At 71.2% G+C, this 15,369-nt stretch carries 16 protein-coding genes and 1 riboswitch; of the genes, 9 read left to right on the top strand and 7 right to left on the bottom strand.

Going from position 1 to position 15,369, the window contains the following annotated elements:
- Positions 1-8 precede the first annotated feature (8 nt).
- Positions 9-719, top strand: coding sequence for a FadR/GntR family transcriptional regulator (locus M9945_RS21215; RefSeq protein ID WP_367928289.1), 711 nt, complete (start codon positions 9-11; stop codon positions 717-719).
- 24 nt (positions 720-743) lie between these two features.
- Here the strand turns inward: M9945_RS21215 and M9945_RS21210 are convergent, their stop codons facing one another.
- The 7 genes from M9945_RS21210 to M9945_RS21180 all read right to left on the bottom strand — a co-directional run bounded on the left by M9945_RS21210 (position 744) and on the right by M9945_RS21180 (position 6,659).
- The gene (locus tag M9945_RS21210) at positions 744-1,508 is read right to left on the bottom strand and encodes a 3-oxoacyl-ACP reductase (protein WP_367946127.1); all 765 of its coding nucleotides are present in this window, start codon (positions 1,506-1,508) and stop codon (positions 744-746) included.
- Between the two features lie 17 nt (positions 1,509-1,525).
- On the bottom strand, positions 1,526-2,326 hold the full coding sequence (thiD, locus tag M9945_RS21205; protein WP_367946126.1) for a bifunctional hydroxymethylpyrimidine kinase/phosphomethylpyrimidine kinase: 801 nt from the start codon (positions 2,324-2,326) through the stop codon (positions 1,526-1,528).
- Positions 2,323-2,961: a thiamine phosphate synthase gene (gene thiE / locus M9945_RS21200; protein WP_367928286.1), complete on the bottom strand. Its 639-nt coding sequence runs from the start codon at positions 2,959-2,961 to the stop codon at positions 2,323-2,325. Before thiE ends, thiD begins: the two co-directional genes overlap by 4 nt.
- Positions 2,958-3,764, bottom strand: coding sequence for a hydroxyethylthiazole kinase (gene thiM, locus M9945_RS21195; RefSeq protein ID WP_367946125.1), 807 nt, complete (start codon positions 3,762-3,764; stop codon positions 2,958-2,960). Before thiM ends, thiE begins: the two co-directional genes overlap by 4 nt.
- A 52-nt stretch (positions 3,765-3,816) precedes the next feature.
- Positions 3,817-3,913: riboswitch (TPP riboswitch) on the bottom strand.
- A 47-nt stretch (positions 3,914-3,960) separates the two neighbouring features.
- A complete protein-coding gene (locus tag M9945_RS21190) occupies positions 3,961-4,383 on the bottom strand; it encodes a YbaN family protein (RefSeq protein WP_367928284.1) in 423 nt (140 codons plus the stop codon).
- 134 nt (positions 4,384-4,517) lie between these two features.
- A complete protein-coding gene (locus tag M9945_RS21185) occupies positions 4,518-5,264 on the bottom strand; it encodes an SDR family NAD(P)-dependent oxidoreductase (RefSeq protein WP_367946124.1) in 747 nt (248 codons plus the stop codon).
- 27 nt (positions 5,265-5,291) lie between these two features.
- Positions 5,292-6,659 (bottom strand): MmgE/PrpD family protein, encoded by a 1,368-nt coding sequence (locus M9945_RS21180; RefSeq protein ID WP_367946123.1) that lies wholly within the window; start codon positions 6,657-6,659, stop codon positions 5,292-5,294.
- Positions 6,660-6,846: 187 nt separating this feature from the next.
- Between M9945_RS21180 and M9945_RS21175 the strand changes: the two genes are divergently transcribed.
- Genes M9945_RS21175 through M9945_RS21140 form a run of 8 tightly spaced genes read left to right on the top strand, consistent with a single transcriptional unit; the run spans position 6,847 to position 15,185 of the window.
- A complete protein-coding gene (locus M9945_RS21175) occupies positions 6,847-7,704 on the top strand; it encodes an SDR family NAD(P)-dependent oxidoreductase (RefSeq protein ID WP_367946122.1) in 858 nt (285 codons plus the stop codon).
- Between the two features lie 45 nt (positions 7,705-7,749).
- Entirely contained in the window at positions 7,750-8,757 is a 1,008-nt protein-coding gene (locus M9945_RS21170; protein ID WP_367946121.1) for a thiamine pyrophosphate-dependent dehydrogenase E1 component subunit alpha, read from the top strand.
- Positions 8,750-9,724, top strand: a complete 975-nt coding sequence (locus M9945_RS21165) for an alpha-ketoacid dehydrogenase subunit beta (RefSeq protein WP_367928279.1) — start codon at positions 8,750-8,752, stop codon at positions 9,722-9,724. Before M9945_RS21170 ends, M9945_RS21165 begins: the two co-directional genes overlap by 8 nt.
- An 11-nt stretch (positions 9,725-9,735) precedes the next feature.
- Positions 9,736-10,530: an enoyl-CoA hydratase/isomerase family protein gene (locus tag M9945_RS21160; protein WP_367946120.1), complete on the top strand. Its 795-nt coding sequence runs from the start codon at positions 9,736-9,738 to the stop codon at positions 10,528-10,530.
- A 1-nt stretch (position 10,531) separates the two neighbouring features.
- Positions 10,532-11,761 (top strand): dihydrolipoamide acetyltransferase family protein, encoded by a 1,230-nt coding sequence (locus M9945_RS21155; protein ID WP_367946119.1) that lies wholly within the window; start codon positions 10,532-10,534, stop codon positions 11,759-11,761.
- 16 nt (positions 11,762-11,777) lie between these two features.
- Positions 11,778-12,950 carry an acyl-CoA dehydrogenase family protein gene (locus M9945_RS21150; RefSeq protein WP_367946118.1) on the top strand — a complete coding sequence of 391 codons (1,173 nt, stop codon included), beginning with the start codon at positions 11,778-11,780 and terminating at the stop codon, positions 12,948-12,950.
- A gap of 26 nt (positions 12,951-12,976) precedes the next feature.
- On the top strand, positions 12,977-14,509 hold the full coding sequence (locus tag M9945_RS21145; protein ID WP_367946117.1) for an AMP-binding protein: 1,533 nt from the start codon (positions 12,977-12,979) through the stop codon (positions 14,507-14,509).
- Positions 14,510-14,516: 7 nt separating this feature from the next.
- On the top strand, positions 14,517-15,185 hold the full coding sequence (locus M9945_RS21140; RefSeq protein ID WP_367946116.1) for a TetR/AcrR family transcriptional regulator: 669 nt from the start codon (positions 14,517-14,519) through the stop codon (positions 15,183-15,185).
- Positions 15,186-15,369 lie beyond the last annotated feature (184 nt).

Raw genomic sequence — 15,369 nt, 5'->3', positions numbered from 1 at the left:
GAAAGTGCATGCTCGACAAACCCATGCCAGACAAGCAATCGATAATTGAGGAAATGCGCGCGATCATCGAAAGCGGCGAGGGCGACATCCTCTCCGGGGGGCGCCTGCTGCCCGAGCGCGCCCTGGTCGATTTCTACGGCGTCGGCCGGCGCACCATCCGCGAGGCGTTGAAGGCGCTGGAGGACGAGGGCCTGCTCTACCGCCGGCAGGGCATGGGCACCTTCATCGGCGCGTCGGCGCCGAAGGTCGCGCGCATGTCGTCGCTGACCAGCAACACCAGCCCGCAGGAGATCAACGAGGTCCGGCTCGAGATCGAGCCCGTCCTGGCCAAGCTCGCCGCGATGCGCGCGACGCCGAGCGACATCGAGCAGATGAAGCAGTTCATCGTCCGCGGCCGCAAGGCCCAGACCGGCAAGCAGTACGAGCGCTGGGACAGCGCCTTCCACGCCAAGATCGCCCAGACGGTGCGCAACGAGCTGTTCCGCGGCGTCTTCGAGCTGATCAACGGCGTGCGCGCCGAGCAGAAATGGCTGAGCGCGCGCGAGCAGTCCTATTCGCAGACGCTGACCGCCGAGCTGCTCGACCAGCACGAGCGGATCGTCGCCGCCATCGAGGAGCGCGACCCGCAGGCGGCGGAGGAACGGATGCGCGAGCACGTCCACACCGCGAGCTTCCGCCTCTCGCGTGCCGACAATGGCGGCTCTCCTCCCCAGACCTGATCCGTCCTGCGCCCGCGGCGCGGATCAGTTGAAGACCAGCCCGCCGTCGACGACGAGGTTCTGCCCGGTGACGGCGCGCGCCCATGGCGAGGCGAAGAACAGCACGGCGTCCGCCGCCTCCTGCGGCGTCGTCACCCGGCGCAGCGGCGTGCTGGCGGCGATGAGGTCGAACACCGCTTCCGGCGTCGCCGCGCTCGCATCCGTCGTGCGCAGCAGGCCGCCGGAGACCATGTTGACCGTGATGCCGAGCGGCCCGAGCTCGGTCGCGGCGGTGCGGGTCAGCGACAGCAGCGCCGCCTTGGCGGCGGTGTAGTCGTGATAGGGCACGACCGGGTTCTGGAAGAGGTTCGTACCGATGGTGACGATGCGGCCGAAGCCGGCCGCTTCCATCGCCGGGCGCACCGCCCGCATCAGGTTGAGCGCGCCCCGGACCGCGGTGCCGAGATGCGAGGCCATGTCCTCCCACGACAGCGCCTCGATCCGGGCGCGGGCGTCGCCGTTGAAGCTGAAATCCGCCAGCGCGTTGTGGACGATCGTTGTCGGCGCGCCGAGCGCCTCCGTCACCTCGGCCACCAGCCGCTCGACCTCGTCGGCCTCGCGCACGTCGGCGCGGAAGGCCTGCGCCCGCGGCCCGAGCCGCGCGGCGAGCGCCTCCGCGCCATCGCGGCTGGCGCGGTAGTTGATGGCGACCTTCGCCCCTTCCCGCGCGAACGCCTCGGCGATCGCCGCGCCGAGCCCGCGCCCGGCGCCGGTGATGAGGACCGTCTGCGCCTCGATGGGTCGTGACATGAGATGTTCCTTTCGGTCTAACGCCAGAGCGCATGGAAATGGTGGACCGGCCCGTGGCCGGAGCCGACGGTGAGCCGCTCCGCATTCGCGATGGCCTCGGCGACATAGGCTTTTGCCGCGCACACGGCCTCGGGCAGCGGGCTGCCCTTCGCCAGCTCCGCCGCCAGCGTGCTCGACAGGGTGCAGCCGGTGCCGTGGGTGTTGCGGGTCGTGAGGCGGCGGCCTTCGAACCAGAGCGGCTCGCCCGCTGTGGCCAGCACGTCGGGGCTGTCGTCGCCGTCGAGATGGCCGCCCTTCATGAGCACCGCCCCCGCGCCGAGCGCGCGCAGCTTCGCGGCCTGCGCCGCCATTTCGGCGCGGCTTGTTGCGACGGGCGCGCCGAGCAGCGCCGCCGCTTCCGGCAGGTTGGGGGTGAGGACGCTGGCGAGCGGCAGCAGGCGGCGCGTGAGCGCGTCCACCGCCGCCGGATCGAGCAGCGCCGCGCCGCCCTTGGCCACCATCACCGGGTCGAGCACCACGGGCACGTCCCGGTGCGCGGCGAGCGCGTCGGCGACGGCCTCGGCGATCTCCGCCGTGGCGATCATGCCGATCTTGACCGCGTCGACGCGCACGTCGGCGAACACCGCCTCGATCTGCCGGGCGACGAACTCCGCCGGCACGAGGTGGACGCCGGAAACGCCTTGCGTGTTCTGCGCCGTCAGCGCGGTCATCACGGCCATGCCGTAGACGCCCCGCGCCGAGAAGGCCTTGAGATCCGCCTGGATGCCCGCCCCGCCCGAGGGGTCGGAGCCGGCGATACTGAGAACGTTGGCGATCATGCCCGTGCCTCCGCGATGGCAGCGGCGATGGCGCGCGCGGCGGCGAGTGGGTCGGGCTGCCCGCACACGGCCGAGACGACGGCGAGCCCTTCGGCTCCCGTCGCCAGGACGGGGCGGGCGTGGGCGGCCTTCAGCCCGCCGATGGCGACCGCCGGCACCGGGCAGGCGGCGACGAGCCGCGCCAGCCCGTCGAGGCCAATGGGCGGCTTGTGGCCCGGCTTGGTCGCCGTGGCGAAGACCGGCCCGACCCCGGCATAGTCGACCAGCGCCGGGTCGATCGCGGCGGCCAGCGCCTCGGTCTCGACCGAGAGGCCGAGGATCATGTCCGGCCCGATGCGGGCGCGGGCGGCAGTGACGTCGATGTCCTCCTGCCCGACATGCAGTCCGTCAGCGCGGATGGCGCGCGCCGCCTCGACGTCGTCGTTGACGATAAGCAGCGCCCCGGTTCCGGCAAGGGCCTGCTTCAGGGCAAGGCCGATCTCGATCAGCGCGATCGTGTCCGCCTCCTTGTCGCGCAGCTGCACCATGGTCGCGCCGCCGAGGACGGCCGCGCGCGCGGTCTCGACGACGCCGGCTGCGCCGCAGAGCGGTGGGTCGAGCACGAGGTAGAAGGAGAGGTCGAAGCGCTTCCTCATGCCTGCCCGATCCTCGCCTCGGCTTCCAGCGCGGCCTCGTCGACCGCGGCGAGCGCGTCGAGGAAGCGCCAGCCGAACGAGCCTGGCCCCTCCGCCTCGGCCGCCGCCCTCTCGCCGGCCACGGCGAACAGGGCGAGCGCCGCGACCGTCGCATCGAACGGATCGCGCGGGAAGGCGGCGGCGAAGGCGCCGACCACGCAGGTCAGCGAGCAGCCGAGCGCCGTGACCTGCGGCATCAGCGGCGAGCCGCCCTCGATGCGCACGGCCCGCTTGCCGTCGGTAACGAAGTCGGTCGCGCCGGTGACGGCGACGACGGTGTCGTGGCTCCCGGCCAGCGCGCGGGCCGCATCCTCGGCCGCGGCGACGGAATCGCGGCTGTCGACGCCCTGCCCCCGGCTCGCCGCGCCGGCGAGCGCGATGATCTCGGAAGCGTTGCCGCGCACGATCGTCGGCGACAGGGCGAGCAGCCCGGCCGTCGCCTCGCGGCGGAAGCCGGTGGCGTAGTGCGCGACCGGGTCGAGTACCCACGGCCTGCCGTTCGCCGCCGCGGCCGTCGCGGCCGCGCGCATGCCCTTCACCCAGTCCGGCGACAGCGTGCCGATATTGACCGTCAGCGCGCCGGCGATGGCGGCGAACTCGCCGGCCTCGGCCTCGGCATGGATCATCGCCGGCGACGCGCCGGCCGCCAGCACGACATTGGCGGCGATGTTCATGGCGACGTAGTTGGTGATGCAGTGGACGAGCGGCCGCTCGCGCCGCATGGCCGTCAGCATCGTCGCGGGGTTAAGGGTTTCGTCGGTCATCTTGCTCCTTTCGGGCGGAGCAGGACGCGAGGGGCGAAAGGCGGGATAAGCGCGAAGGCCCCGAGCGACTCCCTCCGCCGGTATTATCCGGTTCAGGTTCGAAGGGTGCTTCTCAGCCCACCTTGCGGCGAGCGCCCCTGTCTCTCAACGCCGCGACCTTCGCAGAGCCGGCCGCGCTTGTCACGCGAAAACTGGTTCAGATATCCTTCGGTTCCGGCCGCATGGCGAGCCACACCGCGCAGGCGATCATCGGCGCGGCGACGGCGAGCGCGAGCCAGAGGTTCGGGCGCGCGCCGACGAGGAACAGGCCGTAGCCGAGGGCGATGCCGCCGCAGGCGAGCCACTTCGCCCGGCGCGGCATCGCGCCGTGCTCGCGCCAGTCGCGCAGCACCGGGCCGAAGCGGGGGTGGCCGAGCATCCACGCCTCCAGCCGCGGCGACGAGCGCCCGAAGAACCACGCGGCGAGGATGAGGAAGATCGTCGTCGGCATCACCGGCAGGAACGCCCCGACGACGGCAAGCGCCAGCATCAGGCAGCCGAGGGCGACGAGCCCCGCCCGCCGCGCCGCGCCGAGCGGATGGCGGCGCGCCGGCCGCTCCGATGGTTCATCCGCCTTCATGGTTCGACGCGAACGCCTCCTTCACCGGCTCCCGCGCGCAGGCCGCCCGCGCACCGGACAAAGGTATCGCGCCGGAGCCTCCGGTAAAGGCCCGCCGGGGCAGAACATCAAGGCTTGTGCAAGGCGACGGCCCCTCACCCGCCGCGCAGGCCGCCATAGGGCTGCCAGGTGACGCCGACGAGATAGCCGGCGTCGACGGGAAGGTTGACGCCGGTGATGCCGCTCGCCTCGGGCCCGAGCAGGAAGGCGACGGCGGCGGCGATCTCGCCCGGCTCGACGAGGCGGCGCAGCGCGCTCGGCCGCGACAGCGTTCCGGGGTCGAGCACGCCCGCCTCGATGCCCTTCTCCAGCGCCTCGGTGCGGGTGAAGCCGGGCGAGACCGCGTTGACGCGCACCCCGCGCGGGCCCCACTCGCCGGCCAGCGTCGTCGTCAGGCTGATGACCGCGGCCTTGGCCGGCCCGTAGCCGTGCAGGGGGCCGGAGGTCATGCCGGCGATCGAGGCGATGTTGACGATGACGCCGGCGCCGCGCGCGGCCATGCGCGCGCCGGCCGCGCGGCATGTCAGGTAGGTGCCGCGCAGGTCGACCGCGATCTCGCGGTCCCAGTCGCTCATCTGCAATCGCTGCGGCGCGTGTATCTTGCCGAGGACGCCTGCGGCGTTGACGAGGCCGAAGACCGGCCCGAGCCCGTCCTCGACCTTGGCGAGCGCGGCTTCCACCGCCGCCTCGTCCGAGACGTCGACGCGCAGCCAGCCGGCGAAGCCCGGCTGGTCCGGCGCGAGGTCGAAGACGACGACCCGACAGCCCCGCGCGCGCAGCAGCGCGGCGACGGCCGCGCCGATGCCGCTCGCGCCGCCGGTGACAATGACGAGGTCGCCCATCCTGTTCCCCTCCCCCGGCCGGTGTTTCTAGCGCCTTATCAACGGCCGCGCCCTGTCGAAGGCGGCGTTGAGCGCCGCGATCCCGACGCCCGCCGGGTCGGCGCAGAAGGCGACGAGACCGGCGATGCAGTCGGCCGGCAGATCTTCCTGCGCCGCCGTCCTTTCCAGTCTGGCCCTCAGATCGTCGAAACTCCAGACGTAATCGGCCGGCGTCATGTCGCAGGCTTCCGCCAGGGCCTCGCCGCCTTCGAGGCGCAGCTCGATCCGGCAGCACAGGGTCGGCACGCCCTCGTCGGCGACGAGATCGACCCGCTCGACCAGCGCGTTGATCTCGGGGTCATGATACTCGGTCATCATCGCCATCGACGGCGCGCCGCGCAGCAGCGTCTGGGCGATGCAGAACGGGATGCTCATCAGCGTGCCGCCGATGGTCGAGAACGGCCCCTTGCTGTCCATGCCGGCATAGCCGCATTCGTAGGGGTTCATCCGCACAACCGCGGCCTCGACGCGGCGGCCGCCGAGTTTTTCGCGCAAGGCGAGCGCCGCCGTCACCGGCGTCTGGTTGAAGGCACAGACCGGGAATGGCTTGAACGCCACGCGCTGCGTCTGCCAGTCGCGGCCGATCCGCGCCTTGACCGCCGCCGCGTCCAGCCCGCGCCCGGCGAAGGCGCGGGCGAGACCCTTGGCCCCCTCATAGCCTTCGCGCAGGGAGACCGAGCCGGCGCGCGCCAGCTCGGCGGCGCTCCAGCCGGCCTGCGCCGTGACCCCGACCTGATAGCGCCACTCGTCGGTGCCTTCGGCGAAGCACTGGAGCAGGCCGCCGGAGAAGGAGACGGCGTTGCCGAGCGCGGCCGAGGTGCGTGTCGCATCGAGGCGGTAGAGCCGGGCGACGGCCGCCGCCGCCGCGCCGACGCCGTAGATCGTCGTGGCGCGAAAGCCCTTCGGCGTGGTGTCGCCGGCCAGCAGCTCCTCGAACAGCCCGCCGACCTCGTAGCCGGCGATCATCGCCGGGATCAGGTCGTCGAGCCGGCCGCGGCCGCTCTCGATCAGCGCCATCAAGAGCGGGATCATCACCGCGCCGAGATGCGCCGCGCCGCAGGTGTCCTCCTGCCCGCGGCCGTGGAACAGCGCGCCGTTGGCCAGCGCCGCGCCGGTCACGCTCGTCTTCTCGCCGCTGCCGAGCAGCGTCGCCTCGCCCCTGCCGCTATACCCCGTGCCGCCATACATCGAAAGCGCGGCCGCGCGCGCCACCGGCTCGTAAGGGGTCGCCAGCCCGGCCATGGCGATGCCGTAGCCGTTGAGCAGGCAGGCATGGGCCTTCTGCCGGATCGCGTCCGGAATGGTCGCCGGCTCCAGCCGCGACGTGAACCGCGCCAGCTCTTCCTGAATGGTCATTGTCGTCCTCCCTGTCGGCCCGACCGCCGGGGCCTTTCCGCACGGTCCCGTTCGCGGCCTCTCCATGGCCTTTCTGCACCCGGCACCCGTATGCAGGCTAGAGCCTGCGAGGGCGGACGTCAACAAAATGACAATTGACTCATAATTCATTTATGTCATTCTTGCCGAAAAGACGAGGGAGGTGAGAATGTCGCGACACGGTCAGTCTGCGGATGGCGGCCAGCCTGCGGGCGGGGATCGGCCCGGGGATCGTGGCCAGCCTACCGGTCAGGGTCAGCTCGCCGGCCGGGTCGTCGTCGTCACCGGCGGCGCGAGCGGCATCGGCGCGGCCTGCGCCGAGGTCGCGGCGGCGCGCGGCGCGAAGGTCGCCGTGCTCGACGTCAACATGGAGCAGGCCCGCACCGTGGCCGAGCGCATCGGCGGCAAGGCGTTCCACCTCGACGTGACGCAGGAAGACAGCGTGATCGAGGCCGTCGCGGCGGTCGAGCGCGAGATGGGGCCGATCGCCGGCGGCATCACCTCGGCCGGGATCGTGCAGACGCCGAAGCCGCCGGCTGAGCTCGAGATGGAGGTGTTCGACCGCATCTACGCGGTCAATTTCCGCGGCACCTTCCTGTCGCTGCGCGAGCTGGCGCGCCACATGCTGCCGCGCCGCGCCGGCAGCCTTGTGGCGCTGAGCTCCGTCACCGCGCGGCGCTCGACGCCGCTCCATGCCTACGGCCCCGGCAAGGCGGCCGTTACCAACCTCGTCGGCGACCTCGCCGGCGAATGGGGCCGCGCCGGCATCCGCGTCAACGCCATCGAGCCCGGCTACACCCGCACCCCGGCGCTTCAGGCGCAGATCGACCTCGGCCACCGCGACGTCGCGCTGCTTCAGGCCAACTCGACGCTCGGCCGCATGGTCGAGCCGTCGGAGATCGGCACCGTCGCCGCCTTCCTCCTGTCCGACGACGCCTCGGCGGTGACGGGCGTGTCGATGGCCGTGGATGCGGGCTTCTATCAGGCCGGGTCGTGGGCGCCCTACGGCGGCGTGCGCCGGCACTGAAGCCGCCTTACCGATGAACGCGACAGGGACGAAGAGAGCCGCGCGATGAGCCGCAAGACAAAAGCAGACGCCCCGCCCGAGAACACGCCAGTCGCGGCGCTGAAGACCATCTACCGGCGCGCCGCGATCATCCGCGAGGCCGAGAAGGCGTTGCAGCAGCTCTTCCTCGACGGCAGGGTGCCGGGCTTCCTCCACCTGTCGATCGGGCAGGAGGCGGTCGCCTCGGCCGTCTCCGAGTTCCTCACCCCCGGCGACACGGTCTCGTCCAACCATCGCGGCCACGGCCACACGCTGGCCAAGGGCGTCGACCTCACCGGCTTCTTCGCCGAGATCCTCGGCCGCGCCACCGGCATCTGCGGCGGGCGCGGCGGTTCGATGCACGTCGCCGACCTCGGGCTCGGCATGCTGGGCGCCAACGGCATCGTCGGCGCCGGCCTGCCGATCACCACCGGCAGCGCGCTGGCGCTGAAGGCGCGCGGCAAAAGCGAGATCGCCGTGGTCTATTTCGGCGACGGCGCGCTCGCCGAGGGGCTGGTGCACGAGTGCCTGAACATCGCCAGCCTGTGGTCCCTGCCCGTGCTGTTCTGCTGCGAGAACAATGGCTGGTCCGAGTTCAGCCCGACCGAGCGCCAGCTCGCCGTCAGGCTGAAGGACCTCGCCGGCGCCTTCAACATCGCCTATGCCGAGGCCGACGGCAACGACATGCTGGCCATGCACGACGCGGCGCGCGACGCCATCGCCCGCATGCGCCGCGACTGCGCCCCCTTCGTCCTCGAATGCCGCACCACCCGCGTGCGCGGCCATTACGAGGGCGACAAGCAGGACTACCGCCCCGAGGGCGAGGCCGAGGAGATGTCGGCGCGCGACCCGCTGGCCATCGGCCGGCGCCTGCTCGCCGGGTTCGGCGTCTCGCCGGACTGGATCGCCGCCACCGAGGCCGAGGTGAAGGCCGCCAACGAAGCCGCGCTGGAAGCCGCGCTCGCCGCGCCGCTTCCCGATGTCGCCGGCCTTCTCGACGACGTCTACACGCCCGCGGAGGCGCGCCATGGCTGAGAGCCGCTACATCAAGGCCGTCACCCGGGCGTTGCAGGACGCGATGGCGGCCGACCCGTCCGTCATCCTGATCGGCGAGGACGTCGCCGCGGCCGGCGGCTCGTTCAAGGCGACGCGGGGCCTGCTCGAGGAATTCGGGCCGGAGCGCGTCCTCGACGCGCCCATCGCCGAGGCGGCGATTACCGGCATCGCCGTCGGCGCGGCCCTGTCGGGCCTGCGCCCGGTGGCCGAGATCATGTTCATGGACTTCGTCACCCTGTCGATGGACATGCTGGTCAACCAGGCGGCCAAGGCGCGCTACATGTTCGGCGCGCAAGGCTCGGTGCCGATGGTGCTGCGCACGCCGCATGGCGGCGGCCTGTCGGCCGGGCCGCAGCACTCGCAATGCCTCGAAGCCTGGTTCGCCCATGTGCCGGGGCTGAAGGTGGTGGTTCCCGCCACGGTCGAGGACGCCTACGGCCTGCTGCGCGCGGCGATAGCCGACCCCGACCCGGTGATCGTGGTCGAGAACAAGGCGCTCTACGCGCTGAAGGGCGACCTGCCCGACGCGCCGCAGCCGGCGCGGATCGGCGAGGCCGCCATCCGCCGGCCGGGGCGGAACGTCACGCTCGTCACCTATGGCGCGACGCTGTGGCCGGCGCTGAAGGCGGCCGAGGCGGCGGAAGCCGAAGGCATCTCGGTCGAGGTCCTCGACCTGCGCTCCGTCCAGCCATGGGACGAGGCGGCGGTGCTCGCCAGCCTGTCGAAGACCCATCGCCTGCTGATCGTCCACGAGGCGGTCGAGGCGTTCGGCGTCGGCGCCGAGATCGCCGCGCGCATGGCCGACATCGGCTTCGACGAGCTCGACGCGCCGATCCTGCGGGTCGCGGCCCCGTTCTCGCCCGTCCCCTTCAGCACGGTTCTGGAAAACGAATGGCGTGTTTCCGAACCCAAGATCCTCGCGGCGCTGCGCCGCCTCATGGCCTAAAGGGAAAGCGCATGAGCACCGACCAGGAAACCGGCTTCGTCCGCCTCGAGACCGAGGGCGCGATCGCCGTCGTCACCTTCGACCGCCCCGAGAAGCTCAACGCGCTCGACATGGGCGTCCTCGCCGAATTGAACGGCGTCCTCGACCGCATCGAGGCGGACGCGGCGATCCGTGCCGTGATCTTCACCGGGGCCGGCCGCGCCTTCGTCGCCGGCGGCGATATCGCCGACTTGAACTCGCGCGGGGCGCTCGCCCACTACAACGAGTTCGCCGAGGCCATCCACCGCACGCTGCGCCGGGTCGAGACGCTGGACAAGCCGACGATCGGCGCGATCAACGGCTTCGCCCTCGGCGGCGGCACCGAGCTGCTGCTGACATTCGACCTGCGCCTCCTCTCCGACAAGGCCAAGCTCGGCCTGCCGGAGATCAATCTCGGCCTGTTCCCCGGTGCGGGCGGCACCCAGCGCATCCTGCGCCAGGTGCCGTCGTGCCGGGCGCGCGAGATCATGTATCTCGGCGAGATGATCGGGCCGGAAGAAGCCGTGCAGATCGGCCTCGCCAACCGCGTCGTGCCGCACGAGAGCCTGATGGACGAGGCGCGCGCCATGGCCGCCAAGCTCGCCACCAAGTCGCCCCTGATCCTCAAGCTGCTCAAGCGCACGCTGATCGACGGCGCGGACATGCCGCTTTCGGCGGCGCTGCGCCACGAGCAGGCGGTCATCGGCCTCGTCCTCGACAGCCGCGACGCGCATGAGGGTTGCACCGCCTTTCTGGAAAAGCGCGCCGCCGACTTCCGGGGAGAATGAGATGTCCGAAATCGTGATGCCCAAGTTCGGGCTGACGATGACCGAGGGGCTGATCGCCGCCTGGCGCCGGAAGCCGGGCGAGCCCTTCCGCCAGGGCGACGTGCTGTTCGAGGTCGAGACCGAGAAGGTGACCAACGAGGTCGAGGCCGCCGCCGACGGCGTGCTGGCCGAGATCCTGTTTCCCGAGGGCGCGACGGTTCCGGTCGGCGAAGTGATCGCACGGCTGGCTGGCGGCGCGTCCGCTCCCGCCGCTGCCTCCCCGGCCACCCCCGCGCGCGGCGAGGACGCGCCCTCGGCGCGCAAGCTGATGGCCGAGCACGGCGTCAGCCGCGAGGTGGTCGAAGGCAGCGGCCGCGAGGGGCGGGTGATGAAGGAGGACGTGCTGCGCGTCATCGCGACGCCGCTGGCGCGGCGCATCGCCCGGCAGGAGGGAATAGACCTGTCGCAAGTGGCCGGCTCCGGCCCCGGCGGGCGGATCAAGGCCGCGGATGTCGAGGGCGCGAAGGCCGCCCCCGCGCCGTCGCCCTCACTGCCGAGCGCCCTCGCCCAGCCCGATTCCGTGCGCGCGGCCACGGCCCGCCGCGTTCAGGCGGCCAAGCGCGACATCCCGCATTTTTATCTCACGCGCCATGTCGACATCCGCGCCCTCGCGGCCCTGCGCGCCGAGCTGAATGCGCAGGCAGGCCGGGCGAAGCTTTCGGTCACGCACATGCTGGTCAAGGCGGCCGGGCTCGCGCTCGCCGCCCATCCCGGCCTCAACCGCGTCTGGCTGCCCGACGGCATCCTCGCCCTCGACACCGTCGGCGTCGGCATCGTCGCCGAGACGCCGCAGGGGCTGCGCATCCCGGTCCTCGACCGCGCCGATCGGCTGGCGCTCGACGATCTGGCGCTCGCCATGGGCGGGCTGCTCGAACGCGCGCGGACCGCAACGCTGACCAGCGCCGACGTCTCGGGCGGCGCGATCTCGATCTCGAATGTCGGCATGCACGGGGCCGACACGCTGACGCCGATCATCAACCCGCCGCAGGCGATGATCCTCGGCGTCGGCGCGGAGCAACAGCTTTTCCGCCCCGACGCGGCCGGCCAGCCGGAGCTGTGCCGCGAGATCGTGCTGACGCTCGCCGCCGACCACCGCCTGATCGACGGGGCCGACGCCGCCCGCTTCCTCGCCACGCTGGCGGGGCTGCTCGAAACGCCGCTCGCGCTCCTGCGCAGCCCTCCCAGCACATGACATCGAGGACCCACCGATGAACTTCGACATCACCGAAGAACAGAAGATGATGCTGGAGACGGCGCGGCAGATCGGCGAGCGCTACGGCCTCGACTACTGGCGCAAGAAGGACGCGGCCAAGGAGTTCCCGCACGAGATCTGGCAGGCGATCTGCGACGCCGGCATCGCCGGGATGATGATCCCGGAGGAGTATGGCGGGCTCGGGCTCGGGCTGGTCGACCTCGCTTTGTGCATCGAGGAGCTGTGCAAGGGCGGCGCGGGCTCGACCCTGTCGCAGGTGTTCATGCTCAATCCCGTCTTCGGCGGCGTCGCCATCGCGCTCTACGGCTCGGACGAAATGAAGCGCGACCTGCTGCCGGGCCTGTGCGACGGGTCATGCACCTTCAGCATGGCGCTGACCGAGCCCGACGCCGGCACCAACTCGCTGGCGATGACGACGCGGGCCGAGCGCGTCGAGGGCGGCTGGCGCATCTCCGGCCAGAAGATCTGGATCACCGGCGTCGCCGCCTCGAGGAAGATGCTGATCGTCGCCCGCACCACCCAGCCGCAGGACGGCGTCAAGAAGACCCACGGCATCAGCCTGTTCATGGTCGACACCGCCCGCGAGGGCATCGGCCACACCGACATCGACAAGCTCGGCACCCACACGCTGCCGTCCTCGGTGGTCTATCTCGACCGCGTCTTCGCCAGCGACGCCGAGGTGATCGGCACCATCGACGGCGGCTGGCCGCAACTCCTCGACATCCTCAACTGCGAGCGCATCGTCACCACCTCCGGCCTCGTCGGCACCGGGGCGCTGGCCCTGCGGCTCGCGGTCGACTACGCGCGCGAGCGCAAGGTGTTCGGAAGCCGCCCGATCGGCAGCTATCAGGGGCTGCAATTCCCGCTCGCCCAGCGCTGGGCGGAGCTCGAGGCGGCGCGCCTGCTCAACCTCAAGGCGGCGTCGAATTTCGACCGCGGCCTGCCCTTCGGCTCGGAGAGCAACGCCGCCAAGCTGATCGCCTCGCAGGCGGCCTCGGGTGCGGCCGAGCAGGCGATGCAGGTCATGGGCGGCATGGGCTACTCGCGCGAGACGCATGCCGAGCGGCTGTGGCGCGACGCGCGCCTGTTCCGCTTCGCCCCGGTTTCCGAAGAGATGATCCTCAACTACATCTCGACGGTGAATCTCGGGCTACCCCGATCCTATTGAGGCGCGAAGCGAAGGAGGAGGTCCCGATGTTCAACCTCACCGGCCATCTTTCGGTCAATGCGCGCCAGCGGCCTGAGGCCGAGGCGCTCGTCTTCGGCGGGCAGCGCCTCGACTGGCGCACGCTGGAGGAACGGGTGCTGCATCTGGCCGCCGCCCTTTCGGAGCGCGGGGTGGGCGAAGGCGCGATCGTCGCGCTGATGATGAAGAACAGCCCCGCCTTCGTCGAGCTGATCTACGCGATCAGCCATCTCGGCGCGGTGGTGCTGCCGCTGAACTTCCGCCTCTCGGCCGACGAGGTCGACTACATCGCCAACCATGCCGGCGCGACGCTCCTCATTGCCGACGACATCTTCGAGGCCGAGGCTTCCGGGGCGAGGCTGCCGACGATCGTGCTCAATGCGGCGGCACAGGCCGACATCGGCGCGGCGCTGCTCGACCCGGCAGGCGGGCGGCGGCGCATTCCCGCTACCCCGCGCGGGCGCGACGACCTCTTCCGCCTGATGTACACCTCCGGCACCACGTCGCGGCCGAAGGGCGTCGTCCATACATACGACAATTTCTACTGGAAATGCTTCGACCACGTGCTGGCGCTCGGCCTCAATGAGACGACGCGGCTGCTCGTCGTCGGGCCGCTCTACCATGTCGGCGGCAGCGACCTGCCGGGCCTCGGCGTCCATCTCGCCGGCGGCACGCTGGTGGTGCTGCGCGACTACGAGCCGCGCGCGGTGCTGGAGGCCGTTGCGCGCGAGAAGATCGAGGGCGTCTGGCTCGCCCCGGTGATGGCCAACGACATACTGGCGCTGCCCGAGGACGGCCTGCCGGACACGTCGAGCCTGCGCTGGTGCATCGCCGGCGGCGAGCGCACGCCCGAGACGCGCATCCGCGCCTTCTTCGAGCGCTTCCCCTCCGCCCGCTACATCGATGCCTACGGCATGACCGAGACGGTCTCGGGCGACACGCTGATGGAGCCGGGCCGCGAGTTCGACAGGATCGGCTCGGTCGGCCGCGCCCTGCGCTTCGTCGAGATCGAGATCCGCGACGAGGCCGGCAACCGGCTGCCGCCCGGCGAGGAGGGCGAGATCTGCATGCGCGGCCCCAAGGTGATGCGCGAGTACTGGCGTGATCCCGACAAGACCGCCGAGACCTTCCATGCCGACGGCTTCATGCGCTCGGGCGACGTCGGCTATCTCGACGAGGAGGGCTTCCTCTACATCACCGACCGCCAGAAGGACATGATCATCTCGGGGGGCGAGAACATCGCCTCCTCCGAGGTGGAGCGGGTGGTCTACGCCCATCCGGCAGTGCGCGAGGCGGCAGTCTTCGCCCGGCCGCACCCGCGCTGGGGCGAGGTGGCGGTCGCCGCGATTGTGCTTGCGGAAGGCCAGTCGCTGACTTATCAGCAATTGCTCGACCATTGCCGGATAAGCCTCGCCGGCTTCAAGTGCCCGAAAGACATGGTGCTTTTGCCCAACCTCCCGCGCAATCCATCGGGCAAGGTGCTCAAGCGCACCCTGCGCGAGCTTGACGCCTCGGGTTCCCTGAACGCGCAGGAGGGATGACGAAGACGTGCCCGACGCCGCAGCCCCGCCACCCTCGCTCCACAAGCCCCGGCGCCGCCGCCTGAGCCGGGAGGAGAAGGCCCGCCTGACCCGCGGCAGCCTGCTCAACGCCGGATGCGCGGTCGTCGCCGCCGAAGGCTACGCCGCCGCCGCCGTCGCCAAGATCGCCGACCAGGCCGGGGTGGCGCACGGCACCTTCTACAATTATTTCGAGGACCGCCAGGCGCTTTTCGACGAACTCCTGCCCTATGAGGGCCTGCGCATGCGCGAGGCGGTCGAGCGGGTCGCGCGCAACGTGCCCTCGGGCATGGAGCGCGAGATCGTCCGCTTCGAGGCGTTCCTGAACTACGTGATCGAGAATGACGGGTTCTACCGCATCCTCTACGAATCCGAGATCTTCGCGCCGCGCGCGCACAGCGCTCACATGGCCAACATCGTCGAGGGCTATCGCCGGACTTTCGGCCGCGCCATGCGCGAGGGCTGGATGCGCGCCCTCGACGCGCGGCAGGTCGATTGCCTGATCTACCAGCTTCTCGGCATACGCGCCTATTCGGCGATGCAGATCCACTACGCGCCCGACATGGCCGCCCGGCGCGCCCTCCGCGACGCTGCGGTCGAGACCTACCGCCTGCTGACCGGCGCCAGCCTCAAGGTCTCCCCCGAAGCCGGCGCCTGAGGCGCGGCCGATGGCCCGCGAAGGGACCTGACTCCCACCGTCGCGCTGCCCCTCATCCGCCCTTCGGGCACCTTCTCCCCGTGAACGGGGAGAAGGAATGCGGGCCACACCGCCACGTCCTATTTGCCACGCTTGCGATTGGCGAAAGCAAGGACGATAGCTCTCTTCTCCCCGTTCACGGGGA

The sequence above is a fragment of the Aquamicrobium sp. genome (assembly GCF_023954335.1).
Lineage (GTDB): Bacteria > Pseudomonadota > Alphaproteobacteria > Rhizobiales > Rhizobiaceae > Aerobium.
Note: the sequence above shows the minus strand (reverse complement) of the source record. Positions and strands in the feature narration are given on the sequence as shown.

Excerpts from the sequence above, each read along its gene's own strand:
- M9945_RS21215 (WP_367928289.1), top strand. The coding sequence starts at position 9 with ATGCTCGACAAACCCATGCCAGACAAGCAATCGATAATTGAGGAAATG.
- M9945_RS21210 (WP_367946127.1), bottom strand. The coding sequence starts at position 1,508 with ATGTCACGACCCATCGAGGCGCAGACGGTCCTCATCACCGGCGCCGGG.
- thiD (WP_367946126.1), bottom strand. The coding sequence starts at position 2,326 with ATGATCGCCAACGTTCTCAGTATCGCCGGCTCCGACCCCTCGGGCGGG.
- thiE (WP_367928286.1), bottom strand. The coding sequence starts at position 2,961 with ATGAGGAAGCGCTTCGACCTCTCCTTCTACCTCGTGCTCGACCCACCG.
- thiM (WP_367946125.1), bottom strand. The coding sequence starts at position 3,764 with ATGACCGACGAAACCCTTAACCCCGCGACGATGCTGACGGCCATGCGG.
- M9945_RS21190 (WP_367928284.1), bottom strand. The coding sequence starts at position 4,383 with ATGAAGGCGGATGAACCATCGGAGCGGCCGGCGCGCCGCCATCCGCTC.
- M9945_RS21185 (WP_367946124.1), bottom strand. The coding sequence starts at position 5,264 with ATGGGCGACCTCGTCATTGTCACCGGCGGCGCGAGCGGCATCGGCGCG.
- M9945_RS21180 (WP_367946123.1), bottom strand. The coding sequence starts at position 6,659 with ATGACCATTCAGGAAGAGCTGGCGCGGTTCACGTCGCGGCTGGAGCCG.
- M9945_RS21175 (WP_367946122.1), top strand. The coding sequence starts at position 6,847 with ATGTCGCGACACGGTCAGTCTGCGGATGGCGGCCAGCCTGCGGGCGGG.
- M9945_RS21170 (WP_367946121.1), top strand. The coding sequence starts at position 7,750 with ATGAGCCGCAAGACAAAAGCAGACGCCCCGCCCGAGAACACGCCAGTC.
- M9945_RS21165 (WP_367928279.1), top strand. The coding sequence starts at position 8,750 with ATGGCTGAGAGCCGCTACATCAAGGCCGTCACCCGGGCGTTGCAGGAC.
- M9945_RS21160 (WP_367946120.1), top strand. The coding sequence starts at position 9,736 with ATGAGCACCGACCAGGAAACCGGCTTCGTCCGCCTCGAGACCGAGGGC.
- M9945_RS21155 (WP_367946119.1), top strand. The coding sequence starts at position 10,532 with ATGTCCGAAATCGTGATGCCCAAGTTCGGGCTGACGATGACCGAGGGG.
- M9945_RS21150 (WP_367946118.1), top strand. The coding sequence starts at position 11,778 with ATGAACTTCGACATCACCGAAGAACAGAAGATGATGCTGGAGACGGCG.
- M9945_RS21145 (WP_367946117.1), top strand. The coding sequence starts at position 12,977 with ATGTTCAACCTCACCGGCCATCTTTCGGTCAATGCGCGCCAGCGGCCT.